The organism is Acinetobacter sp. SwsAc4 (assembly GCF_013391535.1).
Lineage (GTDB): Bacteria > Pseudomonadota > Gammaproteobacteria > Pseudomonadales > Moraxellaceae > Acinetobacter.
In genome coordinates, this window is sequence record NZ_JACAXC010000006.1 from 95,816 (window position 1) to 117,044 (window position 21,229).

The 21,229-nt window shown below is 38.3% G+C and carries 18 protein-coding genes and 1 pseudogene; 5 read left to right on the forward strand and 14 right to left on the reverse strand.

What is annotated here, in order from left to right:
• Nucleotides 1-33: 33 nt before the first annotated feature.
• The 3 genes from pta to HYG88_RS05310 all read right to left on the reverse strand — a co-directional run bounded on the left by pta (nt 34) and on the right by HYG88_RS05310 (nt 4,940).
• The gene (gene pta / locus HYG88_RS05300) at nt 34-2,169 is read right to left on the reverse strand and encodes a phosphate acetyltransferase (RefSeq protein ID WP_178882705.1); all 2,136 of its coding nucleotides are present in this window, start codon (nt 2,167-2,169) and stop codon (nt 34-36) included.
• A gap of 32 nt (nt 2,170-2,201) precedes the next feature.
• Nucleotides 2,202-3,377 carry an acetate/propionate family kinase gene (locus HYG88_RS05305; protein ID WP_005156171.1) on the reverse strand — a complete coding sequence of 392 codons (1,176 nt, stop codon included), beginning with the start codon at nt 3,375-3,377 and terminating at the stop codon, nt 2,202-2,204.
• A gap of 297 nt (nt 3,378-3,674) precedes the next feature.
• The gene (locus tag HYG88_RS05310; protein WP_005156167.1) at nt 3,675-4,940 is read right to left on the reverse strand and encodes a glutamate-5-semialdehyde dehydrogenase; all 1,266 of its coding nucleotides are present in this window, start codon (nt 4,938-4,940) and stop codon (nt 3,675-3,677) included.
• 344 nt (nt 4,941-5,284) lie between these two features.
• Here HYG88_RS05310 and HYG88_RS05315 point away from each other — a divergent pair, with 344 nt between their 5' ends.
• Nucleotides 5,285-6,595: an alpha/beta fold hydrolase gene (locus HYG88_RS05315; RefSeq protein WP_005156164.1), complete on the forward strand. Its 1,311-nt coding sequence runs from the start codon at nt 5,285-5,287 to the stop codon at nt 6,593-6,595.
• Between the two features lie 60 nt (nt 6,596-6,655).
• Here HYG88_RS05315 and HYG88_RS05320 read toward each other — a convergent pair whose 3' ends face one another.
• Together HYG88_RS05320 and nagZ are read right to left on the reverse strand one after the other, a co-directional pair.
• Nucleotides 6,656-7,498 carry a class I SAM-dependent methyltransferase gene (locus HYG88_RS05320; RefSeq protein WP_005156161.1) on the reverse strand — a complete coding sequence of 281 codons (843 nt, stop codon included), beginning with the start codon at nt 7,496-7,498 and terminating at the stop codon, nt 6,656-6,658.
• A gap of 134 nt (nt 7,499-7,632) precedes the next feature.
• Nucleotides 7,633-8,652, reverse strand: coding sequence for a beta-N-acetylhexosaminidase (nagZ, locus tag HYG88_RS05325; protein WP_005156157.1), 1,020 nt, complete (start codon nt 8,650-8,652; stop codon nt 7,633-7,635).
• 240 nt (nt 8,653-8,892) lie between these two features.
• On the opposite strand from nagZ, the gene HYG88_RS05330 reads away from it, so the two are divergent.
• The gene (locus HYG88_RS05330) at nt 8,893-11,076 is read left to right on the forward strand and encodes a carboxy terminal-processing peptidase (RefSeq protein WP_005156156.1); all 2,184 of its coding nucleotides are present in this window, start codon (nt 8,893-8,895) and stop codon (nt 11,074-11,076) included.
• A 61-nt stretch (nt 11,077-11,137) separates the two neighbouring features.
• On the opposite strand, the gene HYG88_RS05335 is transcribed toward HYG88_RS05330, so the two are convergent.
• The 5 genes from HYG88_RS05335 to hflX all read right to left on the reverse strand — a co-directional run bounded on the left by HYG88_RS05335 (nt 11,138) and on the right by hflX (nt 14,766).
• Nucleotides 11,138-11,584: a DUF2147 domain-containing protein gene (locus HYG88_RS05335; protein WP_005156153.1), complete on the reverse strand. Its 447-nt coding sequence runs from the start codon at nt 11,582-11,584 to the stop codon at nt 11,138-11,140.
• A 236-nt stretch (nt 11,585-11,820) separates the two neighbouring features.
• The gene (locus HYG88_RS05340) at nt 11,821-12,264 is read right to left on the reverse strand and encodes a DUF2147 domain-containing protein (RefSeq protein ID WP_171063525.1); all 444 of its coding nucleotides are present in this window, start codon (nt 12,262-12,264) and stop codon (nt 11,821-11,823) included.
• 86 nt (nt 12,265-12,350) lie between these two features.
• Nucleotides 12,351-13,019, reverse strand: a complete 669-nt coding sequence (locus HYG88_RS05345; RefSeq protein WP_005156147.1) for an LrgB family protein — start codon at nt 13,017-13,019, stop codon at nt 12,351-12,353.
• Nucleotides 13,020-13,031: 12 nt separating this feature from the next.
• Nucleotides 13,032-13,394, reverse strand: coding sequence for a hypothetical protein (locus HYG88_RS05350; protein WP_178882706.1), 363 nt, complete (start codon nt 13,392-13,394; stop codon nt 13,032-13,034).
• Nucleotides 13,395-13,437: 43 nt separating this feature from the next.
• Nucleotides 13,438-14,766 carry a ribosome rescue GTPase HflX gene (hflX, locus tag HYG88_RS05355; protein WP_178882707.1) on the reverse strand — a complete coding sequence of 443 codons (1,329 nt, stop codon included), beginning with the start codon at nt 14,764-14,766 and terminating at the stop codon, nt 13,438-13,440.
• Between the two features lie 404 nt (nt 14,767-15,170).
• Here hflX and HYG88_RS05360 point away from each other — a divergent pair, with 404 nt between their 5' ends.
• Nucleotides 15,171-15,983: a 1-acyl-sn-glycerol-3-phosphate acyltransferase gene (locus HYG88_RS05360; RefSeq protein ID WP_178882708.1), complete on the forward strand. Its 813-nt coding sequence runs from the start codon at nt 15,171-15,173 to the stop codon at nt 15,981-15,983.
• A 16-nt stretch (nt 15,984-15,999) separates the two neighbouring features.
• Here the strand turns inward: HYG88_RS05360 and HYG88_RS05365 are convergent, their stop codons facing one another.
• Entirely contained in the window at nt 16,000-17,565 is a 1,566-nt protein-coding gene (locus HYG88_RS05365) for a phospholipase D family protein (RefSeq protein WP_372616326.1), read from the reverse strand.
• A gap of 168 nt (nt 17,566-17,733) precedes the next feature.
• Here HYG88_RS05365 and HYG88_RS05370 point away from each other — a divergent pair, with 168 nt between their 5' ends.
• On the forward strand, nt 17,734-18,744 hold the full coding sequence (locus HYG88_RS05370; protein ID WP_178882710.1) for a metallophosphoesterase: 1,011 nt from the start codon (nt 17,734-17,736) through the stop codon (nt 18,742-18,744).
• Between the two features lie 48 nt (nt 18,745-18,792).
• Here HYG88_RS05370 and HYG88_RS05375 read toward each other — a convergent pair whose 3' ends face one another.
• Genes HYG88_RS05375 through HYG88_RS05385 form a run of 3 tightly spaced genes read right to left on the reverse strand, consistent with a single transcriptional unit; the run spans nt 18,793 to nt 20,983 of the window.
• Nucleotides 18,793-19,272 (reverse strand): OmpA family protein, encoded by a 480-nt coding sequence (locus tag HYG88_RS05375; protein WP_087544028.1) that lies wholly within the window; start codon nt 19,270-19,272, stop codon nt 18,793-18,795.
• A gap of 8 nt (nt 19,273-19,280) precedes the next feature.
• The gene (locus tag HYG88_RS05380; protein WP_178882711.1) at nt 19,281-20,504 is read right to left on the reverse strand and encodes a diguanylate cyclase domain-containing protein; all 1,224 of its coding nucleotides are present in this window, start codon (nt 20,502-20,504) and stop codon (nt 19,281-19,283) included.
• A 5-nt stretch (nt 20,505-20,509) separates the two neighbouring features.
• Nucleotides 20,510-20,983 (reverse strand): YfiR family protein, encoded by a 474-nt coding sequence (locus HYG88_RS05385; protein WP_034602573.1) that lies wholly within the window; start codon nt 20,981-20,983, stop codon nt 20,510-20,512.
• A 141-nt stretch (nt 20,984-21,124) separates the two neighbouring features.
• On the opposite strand from HYG88_RS05385, the pseudogene HYG88_RS05390 reads away from it, so the two are divergent.
• Nucleotides 21,125-21,229, forward strand: a pseudogene (locus HYG88_RS05390) (IS701 family transposase); the annotation flags it as partial.

Sequence of the window (21,229 nt, forward strand, 5' to 3'; positions counted from 1 at the left end):
GTAGATGGTTTTTTATAATATCAGGATCGTGATTTAATCCTGTTGCGCTGCCTGAATCGCCGTTAAGGCAATGGTAAACACAATATCATCAACCAAAGCACCGCGAGACAAATCATTTACGGGCTTGTTTAAGCCTTGTAGCATTGGACCGACACTGACCACATTTGCTGCACGTTGTACTGCTTTATAGGTGGTGTTACCAGTATTGAGATCAGGGAAAATAAATACATTGGCACGACCCGCAACTTTAGATTCAGGTGCTTTTTGACGTCCAACGCTTTCAACTGAAGCCGCATCGTATTGTAGAGGCCCATCAATCAGTAAATCAGGACGTCGTTGTTGGGCGATCTTGGTTGCTTCAGCCACTTTTTCAACATCGGCACCTGCGCCTGACGTACCTGTTGAATAACTAATCATGGCAATACGCGGATCAAGACCAAAGGCTTTAGCAGAGTCTGCAGATTGAATCGCAATTTCAGCAAGCTGTTTAGCATTTGGATCTGGATTAATTGCACAATCGCCGTAGACATAAACTTCATCAGGCAACAACATAAAGAAGATTGATGAAACTAATGAGTAGTTCGGGGCTGTTTTAATCAATTGAAATGCAGGTCGAACGGTATTGGCAGTGGTATGAATTGCGCCAGATACTAAGCCATCGACTTGATCAAGTGCTAACATCATTGTACCAAGGACTACAGTATCTTGTAGCTGTGCTTTTGCTTGTAATGCATCTAGCTTACCTTTGCGTAATTCAACCATAGGTTCAATATATTGGTCACGAATACTATCGGGATCAATAATTTGCAGATCAGCTGGAAGCTGAATACCACGTGCTTTAGCAACTTCAGCAACAGCTTCAGGTTTCGCTAATAAAATACATTCAGCAATACCACGTGATTGGCAAATCGCTGCGGCTTGTACAGTACGAGGTTCATCACCTTCAGGTAGTACAATGCGTTTTTTCGCAGCAATCGATTTTTGTACCAGCTCGTAGCGGAATGCAGATGGAGATAATCGTGGATTCAGGTTGTTCTGGGTATGTTGATCGAGCCAACTATTATCAAGATGGCTTGAAACAAAACGCGTCACTTGTTCAGCACGCTCAATATCATCTACGGGAATTTCATTGCCAAAATGATATAGGCGTTGTGCTGTTTCTAATGTGTCTAGCGAAGTGTGTAAAATTGGTAGACCTTGTTTAATAGCACCTTGGCAGAATTCTAAAATATTCGCGGCTGGAGCGGCTTGTTCAGCTAAAACTAAACCCGCCAAAGGAATTCCATTACTGCTTGCAAGACTTGCTGCAAGTAGGGCATCTGTACGTTGAGATGCACTAATGATGAGTTCGCCAGCAACAAATTTATGTAATTCGGCTTCAATATCCGATGCGATTAAACTGGTATGTAAAATACGGCGTTGTTTTGCTTCACCCTCATTTAACCAAGTACCATTAACAACAGTGGCAATATCTAAGCTACGCGGTACGCTGAGAATATTACTGAATGGCACTAAACCAATGATAGGTAATTCACTTGTGCCAATAAAACGATTGTAACGTTGTAATTGTATTGAAAATTCAGCAATTTGCTTATCTAAACGCAAACTTGGATCAAGTGTGACAGGAATTGCTGCTGTACCTTCAGGAAGACCTTTGGTTCGCATAAATAAAATGCCTGTGGTGCGCGGTGATGCAGCACCTCCGAATTGACGCAAATGTGCATCAACTTTTTCAGCTGTTTTACGTGGGTCAGCTAAATCTGCTGTGCTGACCAAAACGACTTGGGCATCGAGTGCTTGTGCAAGTGCGGCATTAATTTCATTGGCAAAGTGATCTTGTCCATTTGGAACAAGTCCTTCTACAATAATCACATCATGATTGGCTGAGATTTTACGATGCAGTGCAACAGCTTCTTCGAGTAGCTCATCTGTTTCGCCTAAACCAAGAAGCTGGGTGAGCTTTTCATAAGCAATCGGTTCAACAGATTGATGTTGAAATAAATGACGATAAAGTGTTGCAGTACGATCAACGGTTGAATCTGCTAATTGAGAAAATGGTTTAAGAAAACCAGCATTAATCCCTTTACAGTCTAAAGCGTAGATCATTCCTAAACAGGCAGATGTAAGACCAACCCCTTCACCTGTTGGAATCAGTAAAATCGTATTCATAAGAACCTTAAAATTTATCTAAATTTTGTGAATTAAGCGAGCTGTTCAATGACTTGACGCGTTTCTTTCGCAATGCGTCCTTCTTCGTCTGTAGGTACAACCCAAATCTGTGGACCTGTACCATTATCGATTCGACCTTCAGTGCCGCGTGCTAAGGCATTATTTTTTTCTGCACTAAATTCCAAACCAAAGTGTGGTAGATAAGCCAAGGTTTTTTCACGAACATAAGCTGAGTTTTCACCGATTCCACCCGTGAAAACTAAACCATCTAAACGCGGTAAACCACAGCTCAAAGCAGATAATGATTTTGCTAAACGATAGCAGAATACTTCAATCGCCAGTGTTGCTCCTTCATGACCATTACCCGAAGCTTCAACTAAAGTGCGCATGTCGTTTGACAGACCAGATAAGCCAAGCAAGCCACTTTCTTTATTCAACATACTGTCAATTTTCTGGATACTCCAGCCTAAATTACTTGCAAGGAATAAATGTAGGCTTGGGTCAACATCACCACTACGTGTACCCATCACTACACCTTCTAATGGAGTCATGCCCATAGAAGTATCAAGACTTTGACCATTCCAAACCGCACAAGTTGAACTACCATTGCCTAAGTGAGCACTGAGCCAGCCCCCTTGATTTTTTGCACCTGCGAGTTCACTTGCACGTTCAGTCACATAAGCGTGGCTTGTTCCATGAAAACCATAGCGACGGACATGGTGTTCAGTATATAAATTTTGTGGTAGAGCATAACGATACGCGTGTTCAGGCATGGTTTGATGGAATGCAGTGTCAAATACAGCAACCTGAGGTAATTCAGGGAACAAACGCATGGTTGCTTCAATCCCAATCAAATGTGCAGGATTGTGCAAAGGTGCAAGTGGTGTTGCAGCTTCGATGCGGCTTACAATTTCAGGTGTTAATAGTTCTGCTTTGGTTAAATTGCCACCATGAACAACACGATGACCGATCGCTTGTGGATTGTAGTTCGCTAAACGTGCAAGAAGAGTTTCAAGTGCTTTGGCGTGATCTGCATGTGGAATCGAAAGTTCAAGTGGTTCACCACCAATCGTAACGCCTTTGATCCGTGCTTCAGCAGAACCTAAGTTTTCTGCTAATCCATAAATACGATCTTCACGGCGTTCTGAGATAAGCGCGTATTTGATTGAAGATGAACCACAGTTAATTACAAGTACAGATTTAGCCACGTTTGAACACCTAACAAATTTTGAATTTTATGACGAACACTTTTGATCTTGCTGCAACGTGTCGAGCACAGCAATCACGTGCAATGTTTTAACATGGGTTGTCATATTGGCGAAGATAGACTTTAGCCTATACAACTGATTTATAATTGAATCTAATGATTATAGAGTGTAAATACAAACTTCTTAGGATGAATCTGTTTGTTTTGATCAGGGTTTTTGTATGAAAATATGTAAAAACACGATAAAGATCAAATAAATGAGCTTTACCGTGCAGCGTTTTACTTGGATCTAAATGCCTTATTGGCGTATTTGACCATCACCAAATACGATCCATTTCTGAGAGGTTAGACCTTCCAGACCAACTGGACCGCGTGCATGAATTTTGTCTGTTGAAATTCCTATTTCTGCACCTAGGCCATATTCAAAGCCATCAGCAAAGCGGGTTGAAGCATTGATCATCACTGAACTTGAATCAACTCGTGCGAGAAACTCACGTGCTAGACTAAAGTTTTCAGTAATAATCGCATCGGTATGATGAGAACCATATTTATTAATATGTTCGATTGCTTCATCCATACCTGTAACGACTTTGATTGCAAGAATAGGACCTAAATATTCAGTGTACCAATCTTCTTCGGTGGCTGTTTTAACAGACTCACCTAAGATACGTTGTGTTTCCGCACAACCTCTTAGTTCAACTTGTTTATCTGCATATAGTTCAGCAATACTTGGTAGGAAATCTTCTGCAATTTCTTCATCAACAAGTAATGTTTCCATCGCATTACATACGCCATAACGATGTGTTTTTGAGTTGAGCGCAATTGGTAATGCTTTTTGTAAATCTGCTTGTGCTTCAACAAAAACATGGCAATTGCCATCTAAATGCTTGATCACAGGAATACGTGCTTCATTCGTTACACGTTCAATCAAGCTTTTACCGCCACGAGGAACAATGACGTCTACAAATTCAGTCATTGTGATTAAATGACCTACTGCTGCGCGGTCAGGTGTGTCAATCACTTGAACAGCATGTTCAGGTAAGCCAGCAATTTGTAAACCATGCTGAATTGCGATTGCAATTGCTTTATTCGATTCAATTGCTTCTGAACCACCGCGTAGAATAATGGCATTTCCTGACTTTAGTGCTAATGATGCGGCTTCAAGGGTAACATTCGGTCTCGATTCGTAGATCATACCGATTACACCTAAAGGAACCCGCATTTTACCCAGTTGAATACCTGATGGACGGTAAGCTAAATCCGTAATTTCGCCGATTGGGTCAACAAGTGCAATAACATCTTTTAACCCTTGTAGCATGCCTTTAAAGCGAGCAGGAGTGAGTTCAAGACGATCAAGGAGGGCAGAATCTAATTGACGTTGGTGACCATTTTGCATATCAATTTGATTGGCTGCCAAAATTTGTGCTTGATTATTTTCTAAAGCAGTATAAATTGCAGACAGAGCATGGTTCTTTAGATGCGTTGATGCGCTCATTAAGATACGAGACGCTTTGCGTGCCTGAGTACCAACCTGTTGCATATAGTTTTGAATAGAATCTTGCATAGCATTTTGACGATTGCATATATTTATAATGATAGTAACAGTCAAATGCTGAACAATGAATAGGCTGAACTGATAATTCAAAAAATTATAGATTGTAAATTTTGAGTAGCTCTTTTGATTTAAAATTGAATTTACAAGCTGATTACATATTTTGAAAAATATTATTGATCTAAACAAGATAAGTGGTTAAGGAAATGATTGCGTATAAATCATGCATTTGTATAGAATGAAAAATGTATAGGATAAATGTAATACAAATTTTATAAATTTGTTAACTTGTAACTAGAACTCACTAAAAATGAGACTAACTACAGCAAAAAAATAAACAAGGATGGAGGAAGGATATGAATTCCATAATCCAAATGGACTCGGATTTAAATCATACCTACACAGGGTTTGGTTTTTTCGACATATACAATAAAAACAGTTTTAAACAACCAGCGCGTACTACATGGATAGATGGTTGGAAAATTGAATATATGGCAATTGCAGATCCTAAGACGATCTACAACACGCCAATTGTAATTGTCGGGGGCGCATTTCAAAATTTTAACTCTTATAAGTATTGTGTTGAGCAACTCTTTGAGAGTGGTCCTGTCATATTGATTGATTTACCATCAATGGGCGCAAATCAGCAGATTCGAAATGTGGATACAGGCGAGTCAGCTGGAATTCTTGAATTACCAGATTTATCAAAAATGTTGGGTCAATGGCTTGATATTGTTGGGATTGATAAAGTTTCTGTCATGGGTATGTCGTTGGGTTCAGTTGTTGCATCTTCATTTGCACACCAACGTCCTGAACTGATTGATCGTATGGTCTTGATGGGTGTGATGCAAAAAACCCGTAAAAGCTGGCGTATGTTGCTCGAGGAATCTTTACACTTGATGCGTGAAGATCGTATGGAGGAGTTTGGGCAAGCAGTTATTTTGTATCTTGTGAATCATGCCAAGCTTGATAAAACGCGGATGTCTCCAACGGCAAAACGTTTATTCTTTAGACAGATGGCAGAGTTTACTGCAACTGAACGTGAGCGTTACGAGATTAATTGCAATCGACTACTCCGTTTAAGCAATGTACCTGTTGCGCAGTGTAAAACTCTCGTTGCAGCAGGGCAGTACGATAGCTTTACTTTGCCACATGAAAATGCTGACTTTGCTTTGCAATGTAATAATATGGAATTTGCATTAATTGCCAATGCAGACCATGTTCCACAATTACAACGCCGCAAAGAAACGATGACGCTTTTTACTACGTTTTTAAAGGGAGAATCCATCGACAATCTTGATGGTGTTATTCCAATGAACCGCGAACAGATGAAAAACATTGAGCGTCGTGGTGAAGAACGTATTCCTGTTTTAAAACCAGACACTAAATTATCACATCGACATTCAGATACCGAAGTAGCAGTAAAGATTGTAGATATTACGTTCTTTGGGGTGTATTTAAAACTTGATCATTTGGATCAGCTTGATTTTGTTAGCCAGCATCCACGAGATTTAGCCTTACATTTAGCTGATGAAGAAGGTGAGTTTAAAATAGAATGTTTAACATTTGAGGCAACTGAACAGGGTTTACGTATCTTGTTTAAACACGGTAGTTTCGACGTTGCGGATCGTTTGTCTCGTTTTATTGAGCGTCAGAAACAAATTTAATTATCTTTAATAGAATTTTAAAAGAGAAGTGTTTTGAATTCACTTCTCTTTTTTTGACTTTTATTTATTGGTGGCTTGAATCATCCAAACAAGATCACCCAGATGCTGTTCCTTGTTTTCTAAACGTGTTTGTTCAAAAAATTCTTTAGGTTGAAGCACTTCAACTTGCTTAAAACCGGCTTCATGAAAAAAATTCTCTACCTCAGCTGGTGTTTTAAAGTGGAAGCTAAAAGCACTGCGTGACATTAATTTCAATAAACGACTACTATTCCAGATAATGGTTGCTAATTTATTTTGAGTGGGTTCGGGATAAAGATCGGTTAAATAATGAAGTTCTTTGAAGTCGCGACCATAGATCGCTATTGCTTGAATAAGTTGCTGAAGTAACGGCTTTTCAAAGTAGTTAATTAAGCCTTCACTAATAATCACCAAAGGTCGTTTAGGGTCAAAGACTTTAAATACGTTGGCAAATGCTTCTGTGAATAAATCAACGGATAGGACATCATCAACATGTGGTTCAATTTGTTGTAATGCTGCTTGTTTTGTAGCGGCCATATCAGGTAAGTCAAGCTCACGATAGCAAATTTCTGGGTGATGCTGTCTAAACCACCAACCTCGTGGCGATAAGCCACATGCAATTTCAAGTACTTGTAGGTTTGGATATTGCTGAATCAATTGCTCTAAATGCGTATCAAGCATGGTATGGCGTTGTTTCAAGGTTGTTCGCATACTTCCACCAACATACTTTTCTGCCCAACTTTCAATCGGATGGACTAAGGCTGCTAGTGTTTTTCCTTTAGTTGTCGCTAATGCAGGATGGGAAATGCCCATCTGATACCAAATATAGCCGGTATAGTGTGCAGTAAAAGAAATATGGCGGTGTTTCGAAAGTTGTTGTGTCATCTGTCCTAGACTCAATTTTTTTCATTTTATTCTGTTCCCATGCACAACCCATTTGCGCGAGGAAATTGACCTATTCATTTTTAAATAGATCAATTGGAGATGGTGTGTTAAATCATCTTTTGCTTATTGGCAAGTTAAAACGAATTCTTAAAGTCTTCAATGACTTTTTTTGCGTTCTGCCAACTTTCATCTAAATTTAGTGTCGAACCTACTTGGATGTTTGGAATTTTACCGCGCATACGCTCTAGACGTTGTTGATTTGGTAAAGCCAATTTTTGAATGCCATCTAAAGCTGTACATGCTGCTGTTCGATCATTACACACTAATCCCATATCACAACCCGCATTTAATGCCGCTTGAATACGTGCATCAGCACCACCAGCAACACACGCAGCTTGCATACTCAGGTCATCAGAGAACAAAACGCCGTCAAATTTAAGTTGCTGACGTAAAATATTTTGTAGCCAGAACGGAGAGAAGCCTGCTGGGTTTGGATCGACTTGATCATAAATCACATGCGCTGGCATCAGTGCATCAAGTTGAGGCATCAACTTGATAAAACTTTGCATGTCTTTGTCGTAAATTTCTTGATATGAGCGACTATCAATCGCCGCAGCGACATGTGAATCAGCTTTTACAGAACCATGTCCAGGGAAATGTTTTCCAGTTGTCGCCATGCCTGCTTGTTTCATTCCACGCATAAAGGCATCAGCTAGTGGAACGATGTCTTGCATATTTTTAGCAAAGCTTCGATCACCAATGACATCACTAATATCATTGAGATCTAAGACTGGAGCAAAACTAAAATCGATACCTACAGCGAGAACTTCAGTTGCCATTAACCAACCACACTGTTGGGCTAACTCAATTGCTTGTTCGGGATGATGAACATAATGTTCACCAAGTCGCCCCATTGCAGGTAACAAGGTGAAGCCTTGTCTTAAACGTTGAACACGCCCACCTTCTTGATCGACAGCAATCAGAATATCTGGACGGACTTGGCGCATATGATCAGTTAAAGCACGAACTTGTTGAGGAGACTCAATATTTCGTGCAAATAAAATCATGCCACCGACTTGCGGAGCTTGTAATAGTTCAATATCTTCTTGAGTAAGTTCTGTGCCAGCAACGTCTAGCATCAATGCGCCGATCATATAGATTCCATTTGAATTTTGATGTAAAAAAAGCGATAGCTAAATTGTGCAATGATTTGCTACATTTTGTCAGTACAGAATATGATAAAACTACATGATATTGATGATAAGTGCTTGTTGGTCATTTATTTATAATGATTAACCTGTACTACAGTTTGGTAAAAATATTGAATGAAATATGTTCATATTGATTGTACTAGCATGTAATAATTGCCATATCCAAGGAAGTACCAAAATTTTATGAAACTTCAAATGATAGCGTGTGCAGTTGCAATCGCGACTGGTGGTTTATTTTTTTCTCATACAATGAATGAGGCATTTGCGGCAACGGAAGCTCCTGTTGTTTCAACCGTGATCAAGCCATCACAAGAACAAGCATTGGTCGCACGTCAGTTGGCAACATTAGTTGATCGTCAGCATTATCTGAATATGCGTTTAGATGCTGCGACATCAAATCGTATTTTAGATATGTATTTGGACAGCTTAGATCCAGATCATTCATTATTTCTGAGCAGTGAAGTTTCAGAATATAAAAATAAATATGGTTCAAATTTTGGTAGCTCATTAAAAGCAGGAAACCTAACGGGACCTTTTGCGATTCATGCCCAATATCGTGAACGCTTGAAACAATTCTACGAATTTATGTTGGCTGAATTGAAGAAGCCACAAAATTTACAGCAAAAGGGTGTTTACCTTGATATTGATCGCGAAAAAGCGCCTTATTTTCAGACTTCTGCCGAGCAACAAGCACATTGGCAGAGAATGTTGGTGTCTCAGCTAATTAATTTAACGATTAGCAAAGAAGAAGAGCAAGCGAAGCAAAAGGCTTTGAAAGCTGATCCATCGCTTGCAAATGGTCAGGATTTAACTGGTCCAGAGGATTTAACACCAGTACAAACGCTGACAAAACGTTATACGCGCCAGCTTGAACGTATTGGTCGTGTAAAGAGCGATGATGTTTTAGATAAAACATTAAATGCAATGTTGGCAACTTACGATCCACATAGTAATTATTACCCTCCTATTGATGCGATGGAGTTAAATCGCCAGACCACATTGCAACTTGAAGGCATTGGGGTATCTATTCGCCCAGAACGAGGCAATGAAGATTACACCAAGATTGAAACTATTGTTGAAGGGGGACCAGCGAGTAAATCTGGTCAAATCAAATCAGGAGATCGAATCATTGGCGTTGCCCAAGATGGCGAAAAAATGATTGATGTCATTGGTTGGTCGAGTTCAGAAATTGTTGGATTGATTCGTGGTAAGCGTGGAACTAAAGTAACTGTTCGCTTACTCGGTGCAGGTGCTTCGATGAGCCAAGCACGTAATGTGAGTTTAGTCCGAGATGTGATTCAGGAAGAGGATGCGGGTGTTCGCTCACGTACAGTTGAAATTACACGTGATGGGAAAAAACATCTTTTCGGTGTGATTGAAATTCCATCTTTCTATTTCGATTATCGTTCACGTCGAGCTGGTACAGAATATCGTTCAGTTTCTGAAGATACAGCAAAAGCATTTGAATCGCTCAAAGCAAAGAAAGTAGAAGGTGTTCTGGTTGATTTACGTAATGACCCAGGTGGTTCATTAGAAGAAGTTGCTCGTATGCTGGGTCAGGTGATTAAGTCTGGTCCAGTTGTACAAATTCGGGATGGCAATGGCAATGTGAATGTCTTTGAAGACACTGATGGCGGAGAGCAAATTTATGCTGGGCCAATGGCAGTGCTTGTTAACTTAGCCTCTGCATCTGCGAGTGAGATTTATTCTGCGGCAATCCAAGATTATGAGCGCGGTATTATTATAGGTAGTACCACGACAGGAAAAGGCACCGCTCAGGTTCAATTAGACTCCTTAGCACATGGTCAGGCAACGTTAACTCAACGCAAATTCTATCGTGTCACGGGTGGAAGTACGCAGAACAAAGGCGTGATTCCTGATATCAAACTTGTTGATATTTACAATGAAGAGTTTGGTGAGCGTAAAGCTAAAAATGCATTGAAATGGGATACCATTCCAACAGCTCCTTTCAAGCGCGAAGGTTCTGTGCAACCGTATATTGCTAAGCTTACCCAATCTTCTGAACAGCGGGTGAAAGCTGATTCACAATTTAATTATTTAGAAGCTCGAAAACTGATCGCACAAAAAAGTTCTGATCAGAAGAAAGTTGAGTTAGATATTGCTCAACGTCGAGCTGAGCTAATTGATTTAGAAAAGCAAACACTCAATGCTGAAAATCAGCGTCGTATAGCGACAGGTCAGGCACCTTATGCCAACTGGGAAAGCTATCAGGCTTCGATTGATGCATTAATTGAGTCACGTGCCAAAATGAAAGCTTATGCACGACCAGCATTGCCTGAAGAAGAAACCTTTATTACAGAAGCTGCAAATGTTTTGATTGACTACGCAAAGTTACAAAGCCATTAAACTACAGTTATAGCAATATAAAAAAGCCCTTAAATTGAGGGCTTTTTTATTGATTAGATTTTTAGTTATTCACACGAATCCAGATTTGACTACGACCCAATACTGATACGCCAACATAACCTCGTAAATGTAACCTTTGTCCATTGTTACTTAACTTTGCTGCGAGACTATACATACGACCAGTGTTTGGATCTAAAATTTTTCCATCTGCATAAGACAAATCCTTTTTATACTTCAGTTTAGTAATTACATTTAAGCCTAAGATGGGTTTGTTCGTGTAAGGAGCAGGGCAACCCGTACAGAATTCTTTTGGTGTATAACCTGTTCGCGGGGTAATTTTAATAACTTTACCAATATAAGTTCCATCAGCTTCTTTGATAATTTCAACCTGTCCTTTAGGCGCTCCTGTTACATCGTCAACGCTTTGCCAAGTACCTACGATATCTTGTGCAAAAGTCAGATGGCTAAGACTAAATAAGAAGAAAAACGTAATGAGTTTTGTGTACATGTCTAAGTTACTCAGCCACTATTATTGTCTCTCTATTATTTCGGATTTTTAATCCTAGATTCAATCATTATTTTACAATTGTGTATTTTATTAATAATTGAAATTTCAAGGAATTTTTAAAATTTAATAAAAAAACACCCTTAATTCTGAAAGAAATAAAGGTGTTTTATAGTGCTAAACCGTGACCAATTTGATCAAATACGGAGATGACTGGCGCAATTGATAGCTCTAAAAATTTATTCTGCACGAATCCAAATTTGATTACGACCCAATGCAGATACACCAACATAGCCTCGCAAATGTAAGCGTTTGCCATTAGAACTTAATTTTGCTTTCATACTATAAATTTTGCCAGAATTTGGATCTAGAATACGACCATTAACATAGTTCAGCCCTTCACCTTGTTTTAGGCCTGTCATCACGTCTAAGCCTAAAATAGGTTTATTGGTATATGGTGCTGGGCAGTCTACACACGTTTCTTTTGGTGTGTAACCCGCACGTGGAGTAATCTTTACAATCTTACCCGCATAAGTACCGTTCGCTTCTTTACGAATTTCGACTAAAGCTTTTGGTGCACCAGTTTTGTCATCGATACTTTGCCACATACCTGTAATATCTTCTGCAAAGCTTAGACTACTCATTACAGATAAAATCAACGCACCGAATAATTGTTTTCCCATCATTAAAAATCCTTTTAACGTTTGAACTTTCATTATGTAGGATTTTTGACAACTAGTTCAATATAAATTGACATCTTTGTGACAAATTAAGAAAGAGACAAAATAAAAGTGGGTAGCCATATAGCAGTAAACACACCATTCACAGCCATACCAAAAGCGGCATAACGACCTGTAACAGGACCTCGCTGCCATGCTTGTGCTGTACCAATTGCATGAGCTGCCAAACCTAAAGCTAAGCCTGAAGCCCGTTCATCATGGATATGTTTTAAAATCCACGGAGAAAATGCGGCGCCAATGACTCCAGATAAAATCACAATCAGTGATACCATCATCAGAGGAGCGTGTAATAGTGTGGCAATATTCAGAGCAATTGGCGTCGTTACAGCTCGGGTTGCAAAAGCCATAATTGTTGGTTCTGACATGTGTAATAAATATGCAAGCCCCATCGGCAATGCAACTGCACTGATACTTGCAAAACACAAAATGCCAATCATCGATTTAATTGGTAAATCATCATAACGCATTGCAGCCAGTGGAATTGCCAAAGCGACAGTCACATAACCAAGCAGATGATTAAAGACACCATTCACATTATTCATGTACTGTTCATAAGGAATACCCAAAATTGCGAGTAGTCCGATCACAATAAACATCGCAAAAACAATTAATGGAATCTGTGGAATTTTTTTGTTTAAAGGTTTTGCGATGAGATAACTGATTAAGGTAATCACGAATCCATATATAACCATTAACATATTCATGAACTCCTATAACCAGCGTTTCGCCATTTTGGCGTAAATCCACAATGGCAATAAAGTACTCAAGGTTAAGACAAATAAAAAGATTGGAATTTCTTTGCCTAAATGTACCAACATGATCAAAGAGCCAGCACAGATTGGCAAAAATGCAAAAGCACTTTCTTTCATGATTTTGTTGTTGGTATCGATAAGACGATTGGAGATTTTTCTAAATCTTCTCCAAAGTAATAAAGTTGCAAGTAAGCTGATCAGTCCGACGAGATTACCTAATTCTGGATGATGAAAGACCGTGGTAATAGCAACAGCACCTTCACGAAATACAATAATTAATAGAATCGTGCAAAACCAAGCTGTCCAATCAATTTCTTTCATCTTTTTTCTAACTCTCACTTATGAACGATTATTACATTGATGCTTACTTTTCAAATTCTTCCAAAGGCCTGTGAAATAAAGCTGCTTGGTTTCCAAGAATTTCATCTAATGGTAGATGTGCTTGTTTGATCAGTTGATGCAATTTTTGTGGAGCAATACAAACGGATAAATGCAAATCACCTTGCTCATCATATTGTTCAGTTTGAATGACATTCAGTGTATAAAGTTGTGTGCGTAGTTTACCGTAAGCAGGTTTGAGAACTAAGTAGAAATGTTGTAACTGTCCCATCAGGCATTGTTGAACAGCTTGGCTTAGTAAATCCAATCCCTGTCCAGAATGCGCAGAAACATAAACGCGATCAGGTAAATCTGCTGCTTTATAAATAATTTTTGCCGTATCACCGCTGAGATCAATTTTATTGTAAACATGAAGAATCGGTGCATCGGCTCCAATTTCTTTCAGTACAGATTCTACTGCTTCGATTTGTTCCAGCATATTAGGGCTACTGCTGTCAATTACATGCAAAAGTAAGCTTGCTTCTAGTGTTTCTTCTAAGGTCGCTTTGAAAGATTCAACCAAATCATGCTGTAAATTTCTCACAAATCCAACCGTATCTGCGAGTACGACAGTACCAATACCATCCCATTCTAGACGACGTAAGGTTGGATCGAGTGTTGCAAAAAGTTGGTCTGCTGCATAGACATCACTTTGCGCTAAAGTATTAAACAGTGTCGATTTACCGGCATTGGTATAACCAACCAAAGAAATCGTTGGAATTGCTGCTTTTTGGCGTGCGGCACGACCTTGTAATCGCGTCTGTTGAACTTTGACCAATTTGTCTTTCAGTTGGGTAATACGTACTTTGATGAGTCGGCGATCAGTTTCAAGTTGTGATTCACCAGGACCACGTAGACCAATCCCCCCTTTTTGTTGTTCTAAATTACCTGTGAAGCCTCGAATTAAGCGCGTTGATAAATGCTTAAGTTGGGCAAGTTCAACTTGTAATTTTCCTTCGTGTGTACGCGCTCGTAATGCGAAGATATCTAAAATAAGCCCTGTACGATCAATCACACGACATTTTAAGATTCTTTCTAAATTACGTTCTTGAGCTGGTGAAAGAGAGTGATCAAAGATAACTAATTCAGCTTCTAGCTGCTGAACTAATTCTGCGATTTCATCAACTTTACCTGAGCCAATAAAAAATTTAGGGTCTGGTTTATTTCTTTGTACAGAAATATGTTCAAGAATTTCAGCACCAGCGGATTGAGCGAGCAATCGAAACTCTTCAGCATCAAGGTCATCGAGTAACTGCACAGAAACACTGACTAAAATTGCTCGTTCACCACTTTGTTGCCGCTCAAAAAATTCCACGCTATTATCATATCCTGAGTATTGAAGCCTTATTCTAGAATAAACTTCAAGCAAAGGGCAAAGGCTTCATGGATTTATATGACATGGTGGTGAATAAGTTTGATAAAACCAACGAGTGTGCCGATATATAAAATTGACCAGCCCAAAAATATTCTTAAAGCATAGCCATAAGGAATATTCACTTGATTATGAGATGTTGTGTGTTGAGGATTCATCATATGACCTCTTAATTTATTAATTCGATCTATTTATAATATTTAATTTAAAAAACCTTTTAAAATTGAAAATAATTATATTCACATTCGTTTTTTCTCATGGTGGTAACTTTTATAAATAGATACGGGCATGATATAAGTGAGCTAGTTCAATGCAATGTGCATACATGCGTACGGTTTTAATGATTTATGACTCAAGAAGCAACAGCAGCAAATAACACACCATTAAATTTCATCTCTAAATTGAGCTTGTATAGTAAAAAATTAGCCTCAGGTCTAGAAACAATTGGTGAAGGTTTTTATCTCATTTATCGACACGGGTTATACAAAGACCCGAATAATCCAACGAATACGCGTTATGTTCAGTATTTTTGCCGCCGTTTATGCGAAGTTTTTAATATCGAAGTGCAGATTCATGGCACTATTCCACGAGAACCAGCGCTTTGGGTGAGCAATCATATTTCTTGGTTAGATGTTGCTGTACTTGGCTCTGGAGCACGTATTTTCTTCTTAGCAAAAGCAGAAGTCGAAAAATGGCCCATTTTGGGTAATTTAGCAAAAGGCGGTGGAACCTTATTTATTAAGCGAGGTTCTGGTGACTCAATCCGAATAAAAGAACAAATTACAGCGTTTTTAAAACAAGATATTCCAGTTTTGTTTTTTCCAGAAGCCACAACCACAGATGGTCGTCAGGTCAAAAAAGTACATGGGCGCTTATTGGGTGCTGCGATTGATGCGCAACGTCCAGTTCAAATTTGTGTGATTTGCTATGTCAATCAACAAGGTGAATTAGATCTGGTCGCACCATTTATTGGTGAAATGTCTTTTGCAGAACATGTGCAACGTGTTTTAGAAATGCCAAAAGTTACCGCTCATTTATTGACCCTACCTGCAATTCCTGTAACAGGCCATACAGTAGATAGCTTAACTAAAGAAGTTGATCGTCAAATGCGAGCAGGGCTGCTTGAGTTACAAAGCAAAGTTTTAAATACTCAGCCATAACAATACTCGCTTTAAATTACATAAAGCCTTCAATCGGCAGCCATGAAATAATTTTCAGTCCTGCCTTTTGCCACCATTTCATTCGAGGTTCTTTGGTGTAGATGACAGCACCTTGTGGTGTTTCACGTCGCCATGTAATTTTTTTATTGGCATCTAACACTAATTTATAGGCATATTTACTTAGGTTTTGGTCCATAGTCGCATGAACAGCCTGCGCTAAAGGTGGGCTATCTAAAAGCACGCCAATTTCAGTGTTCAAGTAAGCAGAGCGTGGATCAAAATTAAATGAACCAATAAAAACTTGCTTTTCATCTAGCGCCATCAGTTTGGCATGTAAACTGGAACGGCTTAGCCCTTTGATATTTACTTTTGCTTTCTTCGCGAGTTCTTCGGTATGTTTATCGAGATCATTTTTATTTAATGCTGGGAGAAACTCATATAGCTGTACACCATGTTCCAGTAAATCCTGACGATATTTTCCATAAAATGCATGAACAACAGCGACATCGTTTGCCTGAAATGAATTTGTGAGCACTCGAACTTCGATTCCATCTTTTGCAAGATCATTGAGAATTTTAGCTCCCTTTTTTTCAGGGACAAAATAAGCCGAGATGAGGTCAATATTTTTTTCAGGTTGTTCTAAGTGGTTAATCAATTGGAAATTAAGGTGTTCTTGTTTTTTGGCTTTTGATTTAATTTTGTCAGGAGAGTCTTTTACAACCTCAGCTTTTACCCAATTTAAAGGAATATCCCGACTGATAATTGAATCAATTGCCTGTGAGTTGCCAGTCAGGTCAAGATAATTCTGTACCGTTGCTCTCTTATAATGCTCATCAAGTTGCTGTTTTAGGCTCTCATAGCTTAAGCGATGAGCATTTTGATTGACAATTTCCCTTACATCGTAAGCGTAACTGTGATTCCAGTATTCGTCAAAAGATTGTGAAATGTCATTGACCGCTTTGCCTACCAACATCACATCGACATCAGAAAACTGATAGTTATCACTCACGTTATAGTATTGATTCGTCATATTACGTCCACCAATCAAGGCAACTTGTTGGTCTGCAATAAAACTTTTGTTATGCATTCTGCGGTTGATACGTTTTAAGTCTAAAACCATATCAAGCGCACGGTATTTGCGAAAACGATAGGGATTGAATAATTTAACTTCAATATTTGGATGCTGTGCCAGAGCTAAGAAGATTCCTTCGGTTTTCTTTGCATTGTTATCATCAATAAGTAATCGCACTTTGACACCACGATCTGCTGCGCGAATCAGCGCATGCAAAGCAAGAGCACCTACTTTGTCGTTGTCCCAAATATAATATTGCAAATCTAAGGTTTTCTCAGCCTTATCAATTAAACGTAGTCGTGCTGCTAACGCTTCTAGGGGTTCAAATAAAACGTGATAACCCGTCAATCCAGGATTTTGTTGTTCTAAAGGTTGAATGATCTGAGCCAAAGTTGTCTGATTTATTTCTAATTGTTGAATGTTAGATTGTTGTATTGGCTCTATTTTATGTTTAGGTAGTGTGCTGCATCCTGTGATTGTGATCGCAATACTGCAATAAATCGCAAGCATACTTTTATTGTAAGTAGTTGTACTTATTTTTGTATGTTTGCGATTTAGATGAGAAAATTGCGTCATAATCTTTACTGATTAAAAGTTGGACTTGAGTATAGCATTTCATCAAAAATTATAAATATGAGATGCGATGTATGCCCTAATGTCAGATTAATGAGAGTGTTAATGTCGAATTCGGACACAGTTATATTAGTTTTTTATATTATTTTTATTGTTTTAGCGTTGTGGGCATTCGCTCAGGCATGGATTCATCAAGCAAGAACTGAAACGATTCATCCTTTCAAAGCTTTTGTACATCTAGCTGCATTTTATCTTTCTTATTTGTTAGTTCCTCTCTGGTTTTTTACCTTGTATGCAGGTTGGTCTGAGTTTTACAGTTTACATGAAAGTATTTTTGTTTTCCTTTTAACGAGCATATTGATTTATGCACGATTTATTGAACCACATATGGTTCATATTAAACATCATCAATACCGTTTAAATCCGGATCGTGATTTTATTCAACCAGTTAAAGTGGCCTTAATTGCAGATATGCATGTGGGATTGTTTTCTGGTCATGAACGTCAATTAAAAAGCATTGTTAAAAAGTTAAATGAAGCTAAACCAGATATTGTAGTGGTTGCAGGTGATTGGACTTATGAACCTGAGAATCGCTTAATTCAGGAACTTTCAGTACTAAAACAAATTCATGCCCCTGTGTATTCTGTCCCTGGTAACCATGATGAGCAGTATCCTGGTCCACCTATACAGACATTATTAAAAGATGCATTGGAGCAGAATAATGTGATTGATATAGAAGGGCAGATTATCGATTTTGATGAGTTTCGCTTAATTGGAATTGGTGATTTATGGGCGGGTAAAGCAAATATGCGATTTATGCCAGACTTACCACAAGATAAACCATGGCTCATTTTATCTCATAACCCTGATACAGTAGATATGGTGCCAGCATTACCTACACGACCATTAATGCTTGCTGGTCATACACATGGAGGGCAAATAGAACTTCCTTGGATTACAACGTATATTATGCAAAAAGTGTCTATCTTAGGGCACAAAAAAGGTTTTTATACACATGAACATGCTGATGTATTTGTAACAGTTGGAACTGGAATGGTTGGCGTTCCATTTCGCTTTCGAGTTCCACCGACGATTGATATTATTGAACTCATATAAATTAAAAAAGCCAACTTTAAATAGTTGGCTTTTTTAAAAAATTACAACCTAAGGAATAATAATAATCGTAACTCGGCGGTTATTCGCGCGGTTCTCGTCAGACGTATTTGGTACGAAAGGTTGGCTTGCACCACGACCAATCACAGTGACATTATTGGGTTTGAAACCCTGATGAATGAAAATCGAAGAAACACTTTGAGCACGTTCTTCAGACAATTTCTGGTTATATTCAGGATTACCAATATCATCAGTGTGACCCACAACTTTTAATTTTTGCAGATCATACTTGTTCAATTGATTGGCAAGACGAACGATTTCTCTTTGATTTTCAGGTTTAATATCTGCTTTATTAAAGTCGAAAAGTAAACGTTCAGGCAGACCCAGACTCCAACCTTCTTCTGTTAAAACGAAACCTTCTTTTTTTAGCATTTTGACTTGACGATATTTCAAAGGACCAAAACTTAAACAGCCAGCCAATGTTAGGCAGAGTAACGCTACAAAGGAGATATTAAAAGTGTGAGCGCGCATAACATGTCCTAAATTTCTGGTTTATAAAGAAACCAATGTGGATTTAAATTTTTAGCTTTATACATTGCTTGATCTGCTTGCATGACTAAATCATCTGGATTGTCTGCAAACTGTGAAAATGCAATCCCTAAACTAAAGCTAAAATGGATAAGTTGACCGTTAAAATCCAAAGGCTCATCACAACTTGCTAGTAAACCTTCAGCGATTGTTTGTAAATGATCAGAATGATGGATGGTATGCAAAATGATTGCGAATTCATCCCCACCCAAACGAGCAATAAAGTCTTCTTGTCTGACAGACTGCATTAATCGATTTGCCATTTCTCTTAATACCGCATCACCAGCAAGATGACCATAATGATCATTAATTGCTTTAAACTTATTATTATCTATGAAAATCAGTGCAGAATTGTGACGAAATTGCTTATTTTTAAAAATATTGAGCAATTCTTCATAAAAATAGTGTCGATTAGCTAAACCTGTGAGCTGGTCATGGCGAGCTTGAAATGAAAGTTGGAGATTCTCTTTCTGTAAATGAGTATGCCAAACTTGTATTTCTTCTAAGAGCTCATTAAATACCGTATTAAGATTTTGAAACTCTTTAATATGGTTATTTGGAAAACGTAAGTTGTAAGCTTTTTGGTCACTCACTAATTGAGCAATATGGGTTAATGGTTTGATCGCTTGCATGATTTGGCGATAGGTAAGATTAACCGACCATAACAGTGCAATCACAATAAAAAACATTGATATGGCAAGGCCAATAATGATGGTTTTTAAGAAATGTAAAATATTTTCTGAGCTGCCATATAAAACTAATTCGCCGACTTGTTTCTTATGATGAATAACCGTCAGTTTAATTGGATCATGTAGAAACCATTTATCTAATACGCTTTGTAAAAATGATGTGTGGTCGATTTGCTTGGTACTTTCTGCTAATAATTGATGCTCTGGAACATAAACATGAATACTACGAATCGCATGTTCTGTTGTGTAGTCCGCTAAAATTTGATCAATTGCTCCTTTGTCCTTGAAGACAACAGCGGGCTGGATTCGTTCAAGTAGCGTTTGAGTTAATAGTTGTAAATTTTGTTTGGCGTGTGTTTCCATTGTGAATATGGAAATTGTTGCAAAAGTACAAGAGCAAATTAAAAAAGTAATTGCAAAAATCGTAAATTGAGATTTACGGAATAAAGCATGTAGCGAAGTAGACTGATATAAATTCGAAATCACTTTAATTACTCCGTATTCTTCGCCAAGATTAAGACTCGGGGGTCGATATGAACTTTGGAGTAACTCAAAGCATCTAGATTTACTTTAAATGTAGAAGAGGTCTTTTTGTTGTATAAACAGAAAATACTGCCGATTTCACATGCAGGGTTATTGATACTTAATGAAAGTAATGAACGCGATGGATAAGCTTGAATCAAGTTTTGTTGCTGTTGCGGAGTTGTTGTTGAGAAATACACAACATGACATTCTGTTTTTTGAAAATCTTTTGAATTAACAGCCTGCACCTGATAGTCATATCCAAGTTGTTTAATATTGGACTGAAATTGATTCGAAGCCTCAGCATTATCTATTACACAAATGATTGGGCGAGATGTATTCGACCACTTGCTATAACTCAATATGGTTAATGCTAATTCATAAAAATTATGATTTGAAATGGCGTAACAAATCTGACTCGTAGCGATCAAGGCTAAAAGCAACAGTAATTGTACTTTTTTACTAATAAACCGTATTTTCAATCAAAAATGCCAAAAAATTTGAAGCAAGATGTACATTCTACTTAACTAGGACTTACGCATTGACGGATTCAAAAAAGTATTAAAATAGTTTATAAAGTATCTGTGATCAGACGAACTAAACATGCTTCTACAGCAACTTGTACATTACCCATTTATATGGGCTTTCTCATGACAGAACCGAACTCTATTAGCTGCACACAACTTGCC

Excerpts from the sequence above, each read along its gene's own strand:
- pta (WP_178882705.1), bottom strand. The coding sequence starts at position 2,169 with ATGAATACGATTTTACTGATTCCAACAGGTGAAGGGGTTGGTCTTACA.
- HYG88_RS05310 (WP_005156167.1), bottom strand. The coding sequence starts at position 4,940 with ATGCAAGATTCTATTCAAAACTATATGCAACAGGTTGGTACTCAGGCA.
- HYG88_RS05315 (WP_005156164.1), top strand. The coding sequence starts at position 5,285 with ATGAATTCCATAATCCAAATGGACTCGGATTTAAATCATACCTACACA.
- HYG88_RS05320 (WP_005156161.1), bottom strand. The coding sequence starts at position 7,498 with ATGACACAACAACTTTCGAAACACCGCCATATTTCTTTTACTGCACAC.
- nagZ (WP_005156157.1), bottom strand. The coding sequence starts at position 8,652 with ATGATCGGCGCATTGATGCTAGACGTTGCTGGCACAGAACTTACTCAA.
- HYG88_RS05330 (WP_005156156.1), top strand. The coding sequence starts at position 8,893 with ATGAAACTTCAAATGATAGCGTGTGCAGTTGCAATCGCGACTGGTGGT.
- HYG88_RS05335 (WP_005156153.1), bottom strand. The coding sequence starts at position 11,584 with ATGTACACAAAACTCATTACGTTTTTCTTCTTATTTAGTCTTAGCCAT.
- HYG88_RS05340 (WP_171063525.1), bottom strand. The coding sequence starts at position 12,264 with ATGGGAAAACAATTATTCGGTGCGTTGATTTTATCTGTAATGAGTAGT.
- HYG88_RS05345 (WP_005156147.1), bottom strand. The coding sequence starts at position 13,019 with ATGTTAATGGTTATATATGGATTCGTGATTACCTTAATCAGTTATCTC.
- HYG88_RS05350 (WP_178882706.1), bottom strand. The coding sequence starts at position 13,394 with ATGAAAGAAATTGATTGGACAGCTTGGTTTTGCACGATTCTATTAATT.
- HYG88_RS05360 (WP_178882708.1), top strand. The coding sequence starts at position 15,171 with ATGACTCAAGAAGCAACAGCAGCAAATAACACACCATTAAATTTCATC.
- HYG88_RS05365 (WP_372616326.1), bottom strand. The coding sequence starts at position 17,565 with ATGCTTGCGATTTATTGCAGTATTGCGATCACAATCACAGGATGCAGC.
- HYG88_RS05370 (WP_178882710.1), top strand. The coding sequence starts at position 17,734 with ATGTCGAATTCGGACACAGTTATATTAGTTTTTTATATTATTTTTATT.
- HYG88_RS05375 (WP_087544028.1), bottom strand. The coding sequence starts at position 19,272 with ATGCGCGCTCACACTTTTAATATCTCCTTTGTAGCGTTACTCTGCCTA.